Below are 17,469 nucleotides of genomic sequence, written 5' to 3'. Positions count from 1 at the left end.
AGACTGCTATGATTCAAAAAATCCTCATTGCTAATCGAGGGGAAATTGCTGTTCGTGTTCTACGTGCTTGTAAAGAGCTCGGAATTAAAACTGTAGCTATTCACTCAACCGCTGATGCTGATGCTATGCATGTTCGTCTTTCTGATGAAAGTGTCTGTATCGGTCCTCCTCCATCTCGCGATTCTTATTTGAATATTCAGCAAATTATTTCTGCGTGTGAAATCACAGGAGCCGATGCTGTTCATCCAGGATATGGCTTTCTCTCTGAAAATGCAAAATTTGCAGATATTTTAGAAGCCCATAATATTACATTTATCGGCCCAACAGCTGCACATATTCGCACCATGGGTGATAAAATAGAAGCAAAAAAAACAGCTAAACAGCTTGGTATCCCTATCGTCCCAGGCTCTGATGGAGCAGTAACTGAAGACGCTGATGCTTTCCGTATTGCTCATGAAATTGGATATCCAGTTATTATTAAAGCTTCTGCAGGTGGTGGTGGACGCGGTATGAAAGTTGTCCGTTCTGAGAAAGAACTCTCTGTAGCTCTTCATACGGCCCGTTCAGAAGCTGGTGCAGCTTTCAACGATGATTCAGTTTATATCGAAAAATACCTAGAAAAGCCACGCCATATTGAAATTCAAGTTATGGGTGATGGAGCTGGTAATGCTATTCATTTAGGAGAACGTGATTGTTCACTGCAACGACGTCATCAAAAAGTATGGGAGGAAGCTAACTCGCCTGCACTTGATGAATCAAAACGGAAAAAAATTGGTGATATTGTTGCAAATGCTTGCGCTAAACTTGGCTATCGTGGAGCAGGAACTATTGAATTTCTTTATGAAAATAGTGAATTTTATTTCATTGAGATGAATACTCGTTTACAGGTTGAACATCCTGTAACCGAGGCTATTACAGGTATAGATCTGGTCCATGAGCAAATTCGCATTGCTTCTGGCCAAGGGCTTTCTGTCAAACAAGAAGATGTTCGCTTCTCTGGCCATGCTATAGAATGTCGTATTAATGCTGAAGATCCCATTAATTTTACACCATCTCCAGGGCTTATTACGCATTTTCATACACCTGGAGGTTTAGGAGTTCGCGTTGATTCAGGTGTTTATTCTGGTTATTATATTCCACCTTATTATGACAGTTTGATTGGAAAGCTGATCGTTCATGGACGAACACGCTTAGAGTGTATGATGCGTTTAAGACGTGCACTAGATGAATTTGTAGTTGATGGCATTAAAACTACATTACCTTTGTTTCGTGACCTTATTAACAATCAAGATATTGCTAATGGTGATTATAATATTCACTGGCTAGAAAAATATCTTTCTGATCAATAAGTTGTCTAAATTCACGAACGGTAGCAAATATAATAATTCGATACTGTGCTTTTTCCTGCTCATTTATGCACTTAGTTTTTAAACGTTAGAGAATGTAAAGACGTGAGACTCTTTGAGGACTATTCCTCACGGAAGAGGTGATACGACTTTTTCCAGTAATTTCCATATACTCAATAGTTGATTAATTTATTAATTTTATATTCTTAAAAATGTCTATTGGAATCTGAAATTTTCTATTTTCCTTTTTGTAACTTTATGCTACTCACGGTGAAATGTGCCCTTATAGCTCAGTTGGTAGAGCACCTGATTTGTAATCAGGGGGTCGGGAGTTCGAGTCTCTCTGGGGGCACCATTACGTTTTTTATATTAATTAATATCTTGATTTTGTTGATGTTTTTTAAAGGTAATAGAATAAGATTTTCTAATAGGCCTTTTCTGTAACAGCTTTTCAATTCTTTGAAAGCCATTGCATTGCTTCAAGTGCTTTGAAAATGGTTTGAGTATATTTAGACTCTCAAGATCAAGAATAAACAAAGATATAATCAGTACTTCCTATCCGTCGCATTAGGCGAGACATCATTTTATACCCTAATAGCTAATCATGATCCCTCATGTTTCTCTGAAACAGACAATGATTCTAAGTTATGTAAATATTCAATCTGTTTATCACAAAAATTTAATATAAACGCAAAACATAAATTAGTCTTATTTGTTCTAAATGCTAAGAGACTTCTCTTCCCTAGAGGGAAAGAGGATATTTAAACAGAATTTCTCGATTAGCTTGTCAACATTACAACGACACTATGGTAAAAAATAACAAAATGAAATTAAAATTGTGTTATTTCTTTTTTAGCTTATTACTGACTCTTCATACGGCCTTTGCTGCTCTTACTCCTAAGTCAGAGCAGAAACACCCTGATAATTCTAAGGACCAAGCTATTCGTGTTAAAGTGCATACAAACGCTCACTATTGTTATGCCCCAGCATTCGTAAATGGTGAAGGTTATGTTTACATTGACTATTGTTCTTCTTCCAGTGCTCTATTTGCTCGATATGATGTCTTTCAAAGAGTCGCCTGGAATGTCGATGGGGTTTGGCTGTGCATGACTGCGCCTGGTTCTGTGACAGGCATTGGTAGAAAGTCTACAGCTAACTGGGATTATATTGTATTAAGGCCTTGTGTGATCAATGACCCTAACCAACGCTGGACCATTAAAAATAATGCTTTTTACACAGCTGATGAAAAGTTTCGCGTTAAAGACTATAAATGGTACGCTTATATTTCAAAAAACAAAGATGATTACTACGATCACACCTTAATCACGATGGAGGATTGGATCAAAACTGTTGCTACCCCTGTAAACATTAACCTCAAGATGTTTTTAGGGTGGAAATTTGTACATAGCTCTGGTTTCTCTACATACTATATTTCAGACGATGGATCGAAATCAGACGTTTTTGATCTCTATTATAATCCAGAAAATGGCCATATTGCTCGATATTTCCCTTCTTCTGGAGTGATGTCTTGCATGGCTTCCCAACAGTCCCCTAATGACGATTGGAACTGGGTAAATTGGAAATTTTGTAAAGATACAACCACCGCTCAACAAGATATCGGCTCTTGGAATATTGCTGTTTTGGCTGGACGTGAAGGAGCTTTAACGGATTATCAGGGGAATTTTTTAAGAGTGACTCAATATGGCTTCAGTTGGGGACAGCCTTATACAGCGAAGCCTAGTTACCTTGAACAAGACACAACCAACTCTCCTCAATCTAATTTTCTTTTTACTTATGACATGGAAAGATGGAATCGCTATGTCAATGGGAATTTAGGAGATACACTGGCTTATTGCCCTGCTCCTGGCAATAAGGAAAATGTTGTTCATGCTACTAAGACACGGGTAAAAAGGTCCCTACCTCCTAGCTTTGTCCTTACTGAAGAATGGAAAAAAAGATTATGGGAAATCGCTAAAAGTACTAGCTCCACGGGGCGAGAAGCAATTGCCGCTTGCGGCGTCTGCATGTTGCATACTTTGCAAATGCTAGCTGAATTGCAAGAGGATCATCTCAGAGGGCCCCGTCACAATGGAGAAGGTTATTTCTTTAATACGCAAGAAGGTGTAAGCCCATTTATATCATTTCGTCAGAGATTCCCTGTGCTTGCAGCAAGGCTTGAAGCTACAATATCCCATGGCACAACACCTTTGCGTGTAGGAGAGAGTACTTTAACGCGAACGACTAGAACAACTCGTGCAGCAGCGTCAATATTGTTACCCCGATATGAGTGGAGACCTTCCTTTATGGCAAGAACGCCGGAAGAGATGAGAAGCCAGCTGCAAAATCTATTAAGAGCTCCTGAAGGAACGCTTTGGTATATTGTAATTATTAGATCAACTATGGATGGTAGCGGTATGATTGGTCATGCTCAACCTATTTTAAGAACACATGAAGGGCTCGTATTAATTTCTACAAACATAGCTAGTATGAGTTTTGATGAGTTTAGGAGTTATCTCAACCCAACGAGAGATCCAGAAATATTGCTTTCTGAGTTTTCACTTAGGAGTAATCGAAGACTTTATTCACTAGTAACTTTTCAAATGGCTCAACTAGATGAAATTCCTTTGAATCTTTATATTTCGCAAGACAATTGTACTGGAGAAGGAGATCATAGAAGAGGCACTAGAGGACTTCCAAGAACCTCTCTCATTAATCAATGTGGTAGTGGTAGGTGTGCAATTCAATGAAAATTGTAAATAATGAAAGAAGTTTAGTAAAGAAACATTGAGCCACCAATGTTACTAAACTTTTTCAATGAACATAATACATAGCCTTTTAAATTCTTTGCAAACCATTGCTTAATGAGTGCAAGCCCTTCCTTGGATATTTTTGCATATGTCTTCTCCCCATAAAAAATCCTATCATTTATCCTGAACGCTATAAAACCTTGTCCTTCAGGAAAAGGAAAATGTCAATCTGAACGCCACAAAATATTGCTCTTCAGAGTGATGAAGATGTAAAAATACACATGGCATGCATTCATTGCGATACATTGATATTTCTGTTATTCCAACGCTAACGATCAACAAAATTGATGGACAAATGGAATACAGCCATTTAAAATGTAAGTAAGCGTTCAGTTATGATACAAAAAACAGTTCCAGAATATATTATTCAGGTTGCAAAAGAAATTGCTGGTCGACCAGGCCATACTGATTTTCCCTTTTTTCTTTTTGATGCCGACAATGCTTTGGCAAAAGCAAAAACATTAATTTCAGCCAGCAAAAAGTATTTTACTGATAGCAACATTGCTGTTGCTATTAAATCTTGTTCACTTGGAATCTTTTGCAAATTATTGGCGGAGGAAGGACTAAACGCGAAAGTTTGTTCTGCTGATGAATTCCAGATCGCTTTATTCGCAGGATTTCCTAATGATCGCATCATTTTAGGTGGTCCCTTAAAAACCTCTGAAGATTTGTCTTTTGCGTTGGAAAAAGACGCTCTCATCTACGTGGATAGCGTTAGCGAACTTCGTAAGCTCAATACATTGGCCGTTAATAAAAACAGACGCTATGGTGTAGGCATCAGACTCTCTCATTTTTATCGTAATGGTAAATACTCCCGATTTGGAATAACAAAAGAAGAGTATATCAATGATATTTTACCTATATTGTCGAACACTGATCATCTTTATCTGCAGGGCTTCCATCTTTATGTTGGCTCTAATCCAGAAAATTATCCCAAAATCACAGATACCTTACATCACTGGCTTCCCTTTCTTGTTGAACATATGCCATCATCAGGGCACCTTGATATAAGCACCGATTTTCTCACTAACCCAGAACCTGAAAATTATGATCCAGAAACTATTTTCCGGAGCATTCATGATGTATTGAACAGCTATGATCCAAATCTATCTAAAAGATGGAAGCTGATTTTTGAACTGGATCACTACTTGAACAAAGATAGTAGCTATGTAATAGGAAAAGCACTGGGTTATAAGAATCATTATGATGCCAAAATTATACAAACTAATCTAAGCATCAACTGGATCACGTCCATACATAATTGGCATCATTCCCTAACACTTTTAAACGATGGGGATAAAGATTCAACTCAAGATAAACAGATTTTGGCTGGCTTTAATTGTTTTGAAGATGATTCCCTGTCTCCACAAGGCTATTATGGTTTGACAGAAGGTCAACATTTTTTAATAAGAAGCTGCAGTAATTATAATATGCAAGCTTCTAACGAATGGACACGTAAAAAACCACCAGTGTACATTTGGCTAAGAGGCAGTGTGCTAATTGCAAAGATATCATCCTCTTTCACTTCCAGAGATTTATTTCATAAGGAAGAACGTATATGTTTGGATGAAAATATACGGTTAGAAGCACCTTCAAGAAAATTTTCCTCTGCGCTATATAAAGTCATTCAGTTCAACAAAGAATATTTCAGTATGTTTATGGCATGGCCGCCTTCTGTTAATCATGAGTGTGATACAGCCGATTATCTTGACTCTTGTTTTCTTGCACATCAACATGACAAGGAAAAAACACATATTATTTTATTTAATGAAAATCCGGTTGGTTTAGTTTCTCTCCACACTATCGATCACGTGAATAAAAGCGGATATATTGGATATTGGCTTGACAAAAGAGTTCAAGGTAATGGTATCATTACGCGAGCAGTGAACGCTCTTGTTAAGCATTATTCTTCACGTCGTTTTCTTCATCGCTTTGTCATCAGATGCACTACTGTTAACCAAAGAAGCAATGCAGTTGCAAAGCGTTGCGGTTTTGTACACGAAGCAACATTTAGAGAAGCTGAATACTTAAATGGAGTTTTTCACGACCAAAATATTTATAGCTGGATCCCCTCTGATGCTCGATGCAATTCTTAGTTCACACTTCACCCTCTTGGTTTTTACCCAATGACCAAATTAAAAATGAAATAACTCGTCTTGTCTATTGAAGATTTATCCCCAAAAAGCTCTTAAAAACACTAGAAAAAACAAAAAGAGCACGCTAAATTTTCTTATGTGCTTAAACCTCATTAATCCTCTTTTATCCTCTATTCGTACTTTACCTGGAATTACCCCCAAGATATGTGCCTTATTGGCTAAGGTTTTAAACATTGATCTTGCACAACGTGAACCCCAACTTATTGATTTGCTTCAGTTGATGCCCCATTCGGTTATAGACCGTAGAATGCAACCCAGCATTGCTTGTGCACAAGAAGGTCAAATTGTTACCCTAAAAATCACTATCGACCAGCATCAACCCCCACCAACCAACCTCAAATCATTACCTTATCGTGTCATTGGTCACGACGAAACAGGTCAAATAAATTTGGTATTTTTTCATGCCCGAAGCTCTTGGCTGAAAACACAGCTCCCAGAGGGAAAAACAGTCATTGTATCAGGTAAAATTGAACGGTTTAATAAACAGCTTTCAATGGTTCATCCCGATCATATAGCATTTAGTGAGGAATTTAATCAGATACCATTAATCGAACCTATTTATCCCTCTACCGCTGGACTATCAGCAAAAACATTACGACGTGTCGTGCAAAATGCTCTTGAGCATGTTCCTTTTTTACCAGAATGGATAGATGAAAGTGTAAAAAAACAACAAAATTTTTCTTCTTTTTCTGTTGCTCTACGTTGTATCCATGATCCTATAGATCCCTGTCATTTATCCTTGGAAAGTACCGCACGTAAACGTCTTGCCTATGATGAATTGCTTGCTTGTCAATTAGCTCTTGGTCTTGTGCGATTACAAACTAAATCTCTTACAGGAGTCTCTCGTTTATCAACAGGAACCTATACTGAAAAACTGCTTAAATCCTTACCCTTCCAACTAACCAATGGACAAAAAAAAACGATAAAGGAAATTGCGAATGACTTAGCTTCACCTGAACCCATGTTAAGGCTTCTTCAAGGCGATGTGGGAACAGGAAAAACCGTCGTTGCACTAATGGCAATAGCGCAAATTGCTGAAAATTTAGGACAATCAGCCTTAATGGCACCAACAGAAGTTTTGGCCCGACAGCATTTTTCTACAATTGCTCCTCTTGCTGAAAAAATTGGTTTACAAACAACTCTCTTAACTGGACGAGAAAAAGGAAAAACGCGCACAAATATCCTAAATGACATTTCATCAGGACACGCCTCTATTATCATCGGCACTCACGCTTTGATACAAGAAAACGTTACTTACCATAATCTTTCTTTAGCCATTATTGATGAGCAGCACCGCTTTGGTGTACACCAACGCCTTGCTCTTACGGCAAAAGGACATAAGCCCGACATGCTGGTTATGACTGCAACTCCTATACCACGTACTCTGGTATTAACAACTTTTGGTGACATGGATGTATCAAAAATTACAGAAAAGCCAATTGGGCGCCAACCAATCACAACGGCAACGCTTCCCTTAGAACGGATCAATGAACTGATAGAGCGCATTGCATCAGCATTAGAAAAAGGAGAAAAACTTTATTGGATCTGTCCTTTGGTAGAGGAATCTACAACCCTTCAACTGACCTCGATTGAAAACCGTTTTGCTACTCTATATGAACAATTCGGAGACTGTGTAGGTATGATACATGGGAAAATGTCTACGAATGAAAAAGATGCGGCAATGGCTTCCTTTAAATGCGGAAAAACACGTATCTTGGTTGCAACCACAGTCATTGAAGTAGGAGTGGATATTCCTGATGCTTCGATTATCGTTATCGAACATGCAGAACATTTTGGTCTTTCACAGTTGCACCAATTACGCGGACGCGTTGGAAGAGGAGAAAAAAAATCATCTTGTATTCTGCTATATAAAGGTCCACTAACAAAAACAGCGGCAGCACGTCTTAATATCATGCGCAGTACAGAAGATGGTTTTATAATTGCTGAAGAAGACCTGCGTTTGCGGGGTGAAGGCGAGCTCTTGGGAACCCGACAATCCGGTATGCCTGAGTTTCATATAGCAAATCTTGCAGTGCATAGCGATCTTTTATCGATGGCAAGAAAAGATGCACGTTTATTCTTACAACGTGATGCTACTCTTTCCTCAGAACGAGGAAAGGCCCTACGTTTACTCCTTTATCTTTTTAAAAGAGATTATGCTATTCAACTCTTACGTGCAGGCTAATAAAAAAAAGAATTTTTTTTGAAAATAATCAGATAGGCTTTGACTATTCTAAAATAGAATGCACTATCATGAGTGATTTTTCTTTCTGCTAAACATGCAAAATACACTCAACTGTTACTGGCGACATGTTTTAAATAGCCTAAGTAAAATAAATAAAGAGCTTTATCTTCATTGATAAAGACCTCCTTCATCTTTTAATAATCTCCAAAGATGAAAATGATTTTTACTCAACAGTTACTGATTTTGCCAAATTACGCGGCTGATCCACATCTGTTCCTAATAAAACAGCCGTATGATAAGCAATTAACTGAATAGGTAAAGCATAAACAATCGGAGCAATAAATTCTGGAACGTCTGGCAAAATAACTGTCGACACAGAATCAAGACATGCCGCCGCTGCTCCTTTTTCATCCGTTATTAAAATAATACGGCCATTACGTGCCACGACTTCTTGCATATTAGAAAAAGTTTTTTCAAACCATTTATCATAAGGTGCAACAACAATAACTGGCATTTTATCATCAACTAACGCAATCGGACCGTGTTTCAACTCACCCGCTGCATAACCTTCAGCATGAATATAAGATAATTCCTTTAGCTTAAGTGCACCCTCCAAAGCAATTGGATAAGAAGTACCACGCCCAAGATAAAGAACGCTTTTTACATTTACTAAATCATGACAAAGTTTCTTAATTTTATCATCTAACTTTAAAACTTTATTTAAAATATGTGGCACTTCTGCCAACTGCCGAACTAGCTGTTGCTCTGTAGTTTCTGAAAGATGTCCACGCTGCTTAGCTGCACTAAGTGCCATAGAAGCAAGTGTTGATAATTGGCAAATAAAAGCTTTTGTTGAAGCAACACCAATTTCTGTACCTGCGAATATTGGCATAACAAAATCAGCTTCCCTTGCCATTGTCGATGGCTCAACATTAACAACTGCTGCTGTTTTTACACCACGATCTCGACAATAACGCAAGGATGCCAGTGTGTCCGCTGTTTCACCAGACTGAGAAACAAACACTGATAAGACATCAGTTGCTAGAGGAGGCTCCCGATAACGAAATTCAGAAGCCACATCATTATCAACACTCAAAGAAGCAAAATTTTCAAACCAATAGCGTGCAACTAAAGTTGAATAATACGCAGTTCCACAACTTGAAAATGATAATCGGTTAATATTTCTCCAATCAATAAAATTTTCAAGTGGGCGAACTGTATAACTTCCAAAATCAAAATAACGCGCTAAATTATGGGAAATAATTTCAGGTTGTTCAAATATTTCCTTACGCATAAAATGAGGGTAATTACCTTTAGAGACTGATAAATCTCCATCCAATAACGCTGTAATAGGGCGTTCTACCAGTTGATTATCTGCATCGTAAATTGTCACTCCCTCACGCGTAAGAACAGCTAAATCACCATCTTCCATATAGCTTATGTGATTTACAAATGAAGATAAAGCAATTGCATCTGATGCTACAAAAAATTCACCTTTGTTATAGCCAATTGCTAAAGGTGGACCGGAGCGAACAGCAATCATAAGATTGTCTTCACCTTTAAAAATAAGAGCAATAGAAAAAGAACCTCGTAGTCTTTTCCAGCTTGCGCGTGTCGCTTCCTGCGGAGAAAGACCGTTTTTTAATTCATGCGTAATTAAATGAGCAATAACCTCAGTATCAGTTTCTGTTTCAAAAATATAACCCTTTTCAATAAGTTCTCTTTTTAATTCTAAAAAATTTTCAATAATACCATTATGAACAATCGCAAGCCGTTCTGTCATATGAGGATGAGCATTCCGCTCTACAGCAACTCCATGCGTAGCCCAACGCGTGTGCCCAATCCCTACATTCCCTTTCAAAGACGTTATTTTCAGTTTTTCTTCTAAATTAACTAACTTACCTTCGGCTCGAATGCAGTGAAGATTACTATTATGCACTGTTGCTAAACCGGATGAATCATACCCCCTATATTCAAGACGCTTTAAACCATTAATGAGGTAGGAGGCAACAGGCCTATTTCCAAAAATTCCGATAATTCCGCACATTAAAAGGCTCCAATCCACATACCAGATTTATGGTGGTAATCTCGTAACATAATAAACTAACTTCATTCAAGATTTGAAATTACTATATAAACTGAACATAGTATGGTAAATCTAAGAATAAATCTCCGCACAATTATTATTAAATTAGTGTGAAGCTCCCAAATAGACTAAAAACAATTACTTATTTCGTTTATTTTTTGACAAATGTGCACGTAATTTTATTGCACGATCCTCTTTTATTACCTGCCGTGCTCGCCCAAAAACCATACTATTTATAGGAACATCTTCAGTAATAACGCTTCCTGAAGCAATATAGGATCCCTTCCCTATACTTAATGGAGCCACAAGCACCGAGTTAGAACCGATGAAAACATCATCATCAATCACAGTCTTATGTTTATTGAAACCATCATAATTACACGTAATTGCACCAGCCCCAATATTGGTATTTGTACCAATTTCTGTATCACCAATATAACTCAAGTGGTTGATTTTAGAAAATTCTCCTACTTTTGCTTGCTTAATTTCACAAAAATTCCCAACTTTAACCGACCGTTCTAACTCCGTTCCAAAACGTAAACGTGCATAAGGACCAATTTGCGCATCTCTGCCAACAACAGCCCCTTCTAAATAACTAAATGCACGAATGACTGCACCCGATTGTATTTTTACTCCTGGCCCAAAATAAACATTTGGCTCAATCAAAACACCTGGTTCAATTTCTGTATCATAAGAAAAATAAACACTTTCTGGTTTTAATATTGTAACACCAGATAACATAAGATCGCGCGCTTTACGCTTTTGCCACAAAGCATCAGCTTCAAAAAGCTCAAAACAATTATTAATACCGATAACATTATCAAAAGGAATTTCAACAACTTGAATGTTTAAATTTTGGCGCGATGCAATAGAAACAACATCTGTTAAATAATATTCCTGCTGCATGTTATTATTATCAATCTTATTTAAAAGAGAAAGTGCATATTTCCCATTAAGAGCCATTATTCCACCATTACAAAGGGAAACTTTCTTCTCTTCATCACTTGCATCTTTTTCTTCTACAATGGTAATAAGCTTACCATTTTTCTTAATAAGACGACCATAACCTGTTGGATCAGAAGCATAAAAACCAGCTACAACAACATCCGCTCCATCAGCAAGAAATGCACGAATACGTACCAATGAACTATGTTCTATTAAGGGAGTATCACCAAAAACAATGAGAATATCATCAACTTCTTCTTGCAAAGCTAACCGAGCAGATAAAACAGCGTGCGCCGTACCTAAACGCTCTTTTTGTTCAAAAATCATTGCATTTTTTGTAAATGATTGAACAACTTTAGTGATATCTTCAGCACCGGATCCTACAACTACAGCCAATTGTAAAGAACCTGCTAATTCTATTTGTTTTATTACGTGACATACAAGTGGTAGCCCAGCTATTTTGTGAAGAACCTTGGGAAGAGGCGACTTCATACGCGTCCCTTCACCTGCTGCAAGAACAATAGAAAGACAATTCCTAACCATAAAAACACACAAAATTAATAAAAAAAATCAGATATATTCGTAGCATCATGTCAACTGATAGCCTCAACATCACTTAACAAAGGAAAATTTGTTAAAAGCCAAAATGAAAAATCATGGATAGATCCTGTCAAAAACAAAATACCCGTAATGATGAGAAAAATGCCAATAGCCTTTTCAATTTTTCCTAAATGAATACGAAAAGATTCTAAAAATCTCATAAAAATTCCTGAAAAGAAAGCTGCTAACACGAAAGGCACTGCAAGACCTAAAGAATAGATTCCTAAAAGCATAGCACCTTCCCCTACAGTTTCTTTTGTTCCTGCAAGCGTTATAACAGGCCCCAAAATTGGGCCAATACAGGGCGTCCAACCAAATGCAAAAGCTAAACCAATAATATAAGACCCTAAAGGTCCAGTAGGTATTTTGCGCATTTGAATACGTACTTCACGAGATAAAAAATTAATCTTTAAAATACCCAAAAAATTCAAACCAAAAATGATAATGATAATTCCAGAAAAAATAACTAACCAATCACGATAATAGCCTATAAATTTGCCAATTGTGCTCGCACTTGCACCCAATGCGACAAAAACAGTCGTAAAACCAAATATAAAAGCAATAGAAGAAAATAAAAGTGCTAAACGTACAGATACTTTTTCACTTCGGTTTTCTGAACGAAAATCGTCAATACTAACACCTGCCATATAGCATAAATAAGGTGGTACTAATGGCAAAACACACGGTGATAAAAATGACAATGCACCAGCAAAAAACACACTAAATATTGAAAAGCCTGTTAGCAAAATTCTGTGCTCACCTTTAATAATTATGATTTACATTCACAAATGATGATCAATCTTCTGTTTCATTGAATTTTTGCATAATGTCTGTGTCTGCTATCACACTCACATCCTTGTCGTAACCAGAGATGACTGAAAAAACCTTTTGATAAATTTGATCTTTATTTTTAGCAATCGCAATATAATCTCCTTCGACTAACACAAGTGGAACATAAGCACCAACTGTTTCATAAATAATATCACCAGAATCATTGGTAATAGACCAACTCGTATCTGCTAGCGCCTCTCCTCCTTCTTGACGCACCAACTTTAGTAAGATTTGAGCGGCTTGATGCTCGAGGCTTACTTCAGTAATTTTACCTTCATCTACTTGGATATCAGCACTTATAATAGCGTTAATTGAACCATAATAAGAAACAACGTGATAATAACCAGCTTTTAAACGTACAAGTGACTGAGGTTTTACATTTGACAGAATGACACCAGTATCATCAGTCTCCTTTGCATCTTCATATATAGTGAAATTCAATTCTTTTTCATTGATTATACCATTAAGCACTGTGCTGTTTAAAATAACACCACCAGCTTCAAGATTAAAATTTTTGACAAGCTGTTGTCCTTTTTCTAAGCTGACACGATGCACTGCGCTTGCATGGCCAAACGAAACATGCACAAGATAGCTCCCCGCTTCTAGGTCAAAATGTGCGCTACCACCTTCAAAAGTTGCAATCAACGGCAATTTATCCCCCATTAAGACAGGGGCATAAATTCGCCACACCAATCCTTTCGTGATATTTTCGCTGTTGTTCATTAATCGAGCGTGCACTATTAGTGTAGCCTGAGATAAAGTTTCTTCTTCATTATTTTGAGAATGTATAATGGAATCTGTTAACCGTTCTTGTTGCAGATTTTTAACTCTTTCCTCCTTAGAAAAGGCACTATAACTCCCAACTGACAAGATAAATATTGCGACTAGCCAAAAAATCTGATGTAATATTTTTGTTAAGGCATTCATTTTTATATTGTTGACTAAAGTGACAATGTTTTCAAGCAACAATATTACAAAATAAAAATTCTAAATTGAAAAACTAACACCGCAACCACATGACGAAACAGCATTGGGATTATGAATTTGAAACGATTGCTCCATAAGATCGTCTACAAAGTCAATTTGAGCTCCTTTCATAAAAGAAAGAGAGATTGAATCAATGAATATAACCGCCCCACCTTTTTGAATAACGAAATCATCCTCTTTACGTGTAGAAACTAAATCATATTTATAAGAAAAACCTGAGCATCCACCACCCTCAACAGAAATACGTAATGCTATCTTATTAGGTTCGTTTGATAGTATTTTTGCAATCCGTTCAGCAGCAAAATCTGATACACTCACAGTCATTTTTATATATCCTTGCATTAAGCTAGTGAGAGAGAATATCCTAAACAGGTAAAAGCTGTTAATAATAAGCTAACACTAAGTTTAAAATGAGAATAAATAATTTGCAATGAATATCAGCAATATCCATTATCAATCTCGAGCGATATACAGCACAAACCCACAAACAAGCCGTGGAAGACTATTTTGTGAAACTCTAAGCACAACACGCACTCCTTTTCAAAGGGATCGGGATCGCATTATTCATTCTAATGCATTTCGACGGCTTAAACATAAAACCCAGGTATTCATTGCTGATGAAAGCGACCATTATCGTACCCGTCTTACCCATTCAATTGAAGTGTCTCAAATTGCACGTACATTAGCCCGTGCGCTACATCTTGATGAAGATCTGGCTGAAGCCATCGCTCTTGTTCATGATTTTGGACACCCCCCTTTCGGCCATGCCGGAGAAGAAGCCCTTGATGAATCAATGGCTCCCTATGGTGGCTTTGATCATAACGCACAAACATTACGCATTGTTACGAAACTTGAACAGCGTTACGCAAATTTTGACGGACTTAACCTCACGTGGGAAACACTAGAAGGACTTGTAAAACATAACGGTCCTCTTGCAGGTCCTCATTCTAGTAATAAAAATATTCCAATTGATATTCTGCAATATAATGAGCAACAAGATCTTGAGCTTGATCGCTTTGCAGGATTAGAAGCACAGTGTGCTGCTATTGCTGATGATATTGCTTATAATGCTCATGATGTTGATGATGGTTTGCGTTCGTATTATTTAACATTAAGTCAGTTCGAAAAAATTCCTCTTACAGCTTCACTGTTAAATGACATTGAACAAACATATCCACAGCTTGATCAAGCTCGACGTGGTTATGAATTAGTGCGAAGACAAATAACAATCATGGTCGAAGATGTTATTCAACAATCAGAAAAAAACTTAGCACTCATCAAACCCCAAAATACAAATGATGTTCACCAAGCGGGACAGATGATTGTTACCTTTTCTCCTGCAATGGCCATGCAAGAAAAACAGCTAAAAGATTTTCTTTTCAAAAATCTCTACTACCATGATCAAGTCATCAAGCGTCGAAATACAGCACAGTATATCATACAAAAATTATTTAATTGTTATAGTAACAATCCAAATCTTATGCCTGAAAATTGGTACAATAAAACAACTCACTTAACAGACCAAGAATTAGCACGTGTCATTTCTGACTTCCTATCAGGCATGACTGATCACTATGCCTTACGTGAATACCAACGATTGTTTGACCAAAAAGTCGATTTTGTTTAACTGGTTTTAAATACAATATGGAATTTGAATATGAACGTCTTTAAAAATTTCGAGCAAAAAATTAAAAAATCGCTCAAAGAATCTGATATAAAAGGAAAAAATGGAGAAAATTTGGATTTATCAAAAATCACTGTTGATCCTCCACGAGATTCCTTACATGGTGATTTATCAACCAATGCTTCTATGGTTCTTGCAAAATCCGTTGGACTTAATCCGCGTACACTCGCAGAAAAAATTATAGCACTTCTAAAAGATGATCCATCCATTGATCATCTTGAGGTTGCTGGATCTGGATTTATAAATATCAAGCTTACCAAATCATTTTGGCACGATGTACTGAAATTAATGATTACATCGGGGACAGATTATGGCCGTACTCAAATAGGACAAGGAAAACAGGTCAATGTTGAATACGTATCCGCAAATCCAACAGGTCCAATGCATGTTGGACATTGTCGAGGTGCTGTTGTTGGAGATGTTCTTGCTAATTTGCTTCAGTTCGCTGGCTATAACGTTACTAAAGAATACTACATTAATGATGCTGGTAAACAAATTGAAATTCTTGCTGCTTCTGTATTGTTGCGCTACCGTGAAGCACTTGGAGAAACAATTAATAAAATTCCAGAAGGACTTTACCCTGGTGAATACCTAATACCATTGGGACAATCACTTGTTCAAGAGTTTGGTGACAAATTACTCACTATGGATAATGAGAAGGCCTTATCTATAGTAAAAGAGCGCTCAATCGATGCAATGATGACCATGATTCGCCAAGATCTGGCGACTTTGAATATTCATCATGATGTCTTTTTTTCAGAACGAATGCTTTATATGAATAATGCGCAAGCTATTCGGAATACAATTAATGACCTTACTTTAAATGGGTATGTCTATAAAGGTAAGTTATCACCACCTAAAGGGCAAACTTTAGAAGATTGGGAACCACACGAGCAAACATTATTCCGCTCAACCGATGTTGGTGATGATCAGGATCGTGTTTTAATTAAATCTGATGGCTCTTATACTTATTTTGCTGCTGATGTTGCTTATTTTCGTGATAAGTTTCACCGTCATTTTGATGAAATGATCTATGTTCTAGGAGCAGATCATGCTGGCTATGTGAAACGACTTGAAGCAGTAGCAAAAGCAATTTCTGGAAACAAAGCCAAATTAACAGCCTTCTTGTGTCAATTGGTTAAGCTTTTTCGTAATGGTCATCCCGTACGCATGTCTAAAAGAGAGGGATCATTTATCACCCTTCGTGATGTTGTAAAAGAAGTCGGCCGTGATCCAGTGCGCTTTATGATGCTTTATCGTAAATGTGAAGCACCTCTTGATTTTGACTTAGAAAAAGTAACAGAACAATCAAAAGACAACCCTATTTTCTATGTACAATATGCACATGCGCGTTGTCATTCTGTGTTTCGTCAAGCGCAAGAGAATCTTCAGATTGAGAATCCTTCAAACGACTTAATGATTGCCCATCTTGATCAATTAACAAATGACAGTGAAATATCATTGATACACAAACTTGCCCAATATCCACGCATTATTGAACAAGCCATAGTGTATAAAGAGCCACATCGCTTAGCATTTTATCTCTATGATCTTGCCTCAAATTTCCACGGACATTGGAATAAAGGGAATGATAATCCTGAGTTACGTTTTATTAAGCCTAACAATAAAAAATTATCATTAGCTAGATTAGGATTGGTTCAAGCATTTATTAATGTTCTGTCATCAGGACTTAAAATTGTAGAAGTAAAAGCACCTACAGAAATGCGTTGAAAAAATTGTATAAATATATAAGATTTATAATTTGCTAAATATATTTTGATGTTCTTTTTTTGAAAAAGCTGATATTTTAAAATAGTATTTAGAATTAATAATGCATTCAGT

At 37.0% G+C, this 17,469-nt stretch carries 11 protein-coding genes and 1 tRNA gene; 7 read left to right on the top strand and 5 right to left on the bottom strand.

The window, feature by feature from the left end; genetic code table 11:
• Positions 1-8 precede the first annotated feature (8 nt).
• From accC to recG, 5 genes are all read left to right on the top strand, one after another.
• Positions 9-1,349: an acetyl-CoA carboxylase biotin carboxylase subunit gene (accC, locus tag BARBAKC583_RS03700; RefSeq protein WP_005767041.1), complete on the top strand. Its 1,341-nt coding sequence runs from the start codon at positions 9-11 to the stop codon at positions 1,347-1,349.
• A gap of 276 nt (positions 1,350-1,625) precedes the next feature.
• A tRNA-Thr gene (locus BARBAKC583_RS03695) sits at positions 1,626-1,701 on the top strand.
• A gap of 469 nt (positions 1,702-2,170) precedes the next feature.
• Positions 2,171-4,093: a DUF1561 family protein gene (locus BARBAKC583_RS03690; RefSeq protein ID WP_005767040.1), complete on the top strand. Its 1,923-nt coding sequence runs from the start codon at positions 2,171-2,173 to the stop codon at positions 4,091-4,093.
• A 395-nt stretch (positions 4,094-4,488) separates the two neighbouring features.
• Positions 4,489-6,249, top strand: a complete 1,761-nt coding sequence (locus BARBAKC583_RS03685; RefSeq protein ID WP_005767039.1) for a GNAT family N-acetyltransferase — start codon at positions 4,489-4,491, stop codon at positions 6,247-6,249.
• A 136-nt stretch (positions 6,250-6,385) separates the two neighbouring features.
• Complete coding sequence (recG, locus tag BARBAKC583_RS03680) at positions 6,386-8,494, top strand: ATP-dependent DNA helicase RecG (protein ID WP_005767038.1); 2,109 nt, start codon at positions 6,386-6,388, stop codon at positions 8,492-8,494.
• A 223-nt stretch (positions 8,495-8,717) separates the two neighbouring features.
• On the opposite strand, the gene glmS is transcribed toward recG, so the two are convergent.
• The 5 genes from glmS to BARBAKC583_RS03655 all read right to left on the bottom strand — a co-directional run bounded on the left by glmS (position 8,718) and on the right by BARBAKC583_RS03655 (position 14,267).
• On the bottom strand, positions 8,718-10,541 hold the full coding sequence (glmS, locus tag BARBAKC583_RS03675; protein WP_005767036.1) for a glutamine--fructose-6-phosphate transaminase (isomerizing): 1,824 nt from the start codon (positions 10,539-10,541) through the stop codon (positions 8,718-8,720).
• Positions 10,542-10,718: 177 nt separating this feature from the next.
• Entirely contained in the window at positions 10,719-12,068 is a 1,350-nt protein-coding gene (gene glmU, locus BARBAKC583_RS03670) for a bifunctional UDP-N-acetylglucosamine diphosphorylase/glucosamine-1-phosphate N-acetyltransferase GlmU (RefSeq protein WP_005767034.1), read from the bottom strand.
• A gap of 50 nt (positions 12,069-12,118) precedes the next feature.
• Positions 12,119-12,871, bottom strand: coding sequence for a cytochrome c biogenesis CcdA family protein (locus tag BARBAKC583_RS03665; RefSeq protein WP_005767032.1), 753 nt, complete (start codon positions 12,869-12,871; stop codon positions 12,119-12,121).
• A gap of 49 nt (positions 12,872-12,920) precedes the next feature.
• The gene (locus tag BARBAKC583_RS03660) at positions 12,921-13,883 is read right to left on the bottom strand and encodes a hypothetical protein (protein ID WP_005767030.1); all 963 of its coding nucleotides are present in this window, start codon (positions 13,881-13,883) and stop codon (positions 12,921-12,923) included.
• Positions 13,884-13,943: 60 nt separating this feature from the next.
• On the bottom strand, positions 13,944-14,267 hold the full coding sequence (locus BARBAKC583_RS03655; protein ID WP_005767028.1) for a HesB/IscA family protein: 324 nt from the start codon (positions 14,265-14,267) through the stop codon (positions 13,944-13,946).
• Positions 14,268-14,373: 106 nt separating this feature from the next.
• Between BARBAKC583_RS03655 and BARBAKC583_RS03650 the strand changes: the two genes are divergently transcribed.
• Positions 14,374-15,570, top strand: coding sequence for a deoxyguanosinetriphosphate triphosphohydrolase (locus tag BARBAKC583_RS03650; protein WP_005767026.1), 1,197 nt, complete (start codon positions 14,374-14,376; stop codon positions 15,568-15,570).
• A 30-nt stretch (positions 15,571-15,600) separates the two neighbouring features.
• Entirely contained in the window at positions 15,601-17,358 is a 1,758-nt protein-coding gene (gene argS / locus BARBAKC583_RS03645; protein WP_005767024.1) for an arginine--tRNA ligase, read from the top strand.
• Positions 17,359-17,469 lie beyond the last annotated feature (111 nt).

The sequence above is a fragment of the Bartonella bacilliformis KC583 genome (assembly GCF_000015445.1).
In the GTDB taxonomy this organism is placed as follows: Bacteria; Pseudomonadota; Alphaproteobacteria; order Rhizobiales; family Rhizobiaceae; genus Bartonella; species Bartonella bacilliformis.
Note: the sequence above shows the minus strand (reverse complement) of the source record. Positions and strands in the feature narration are given on the sequence as shown.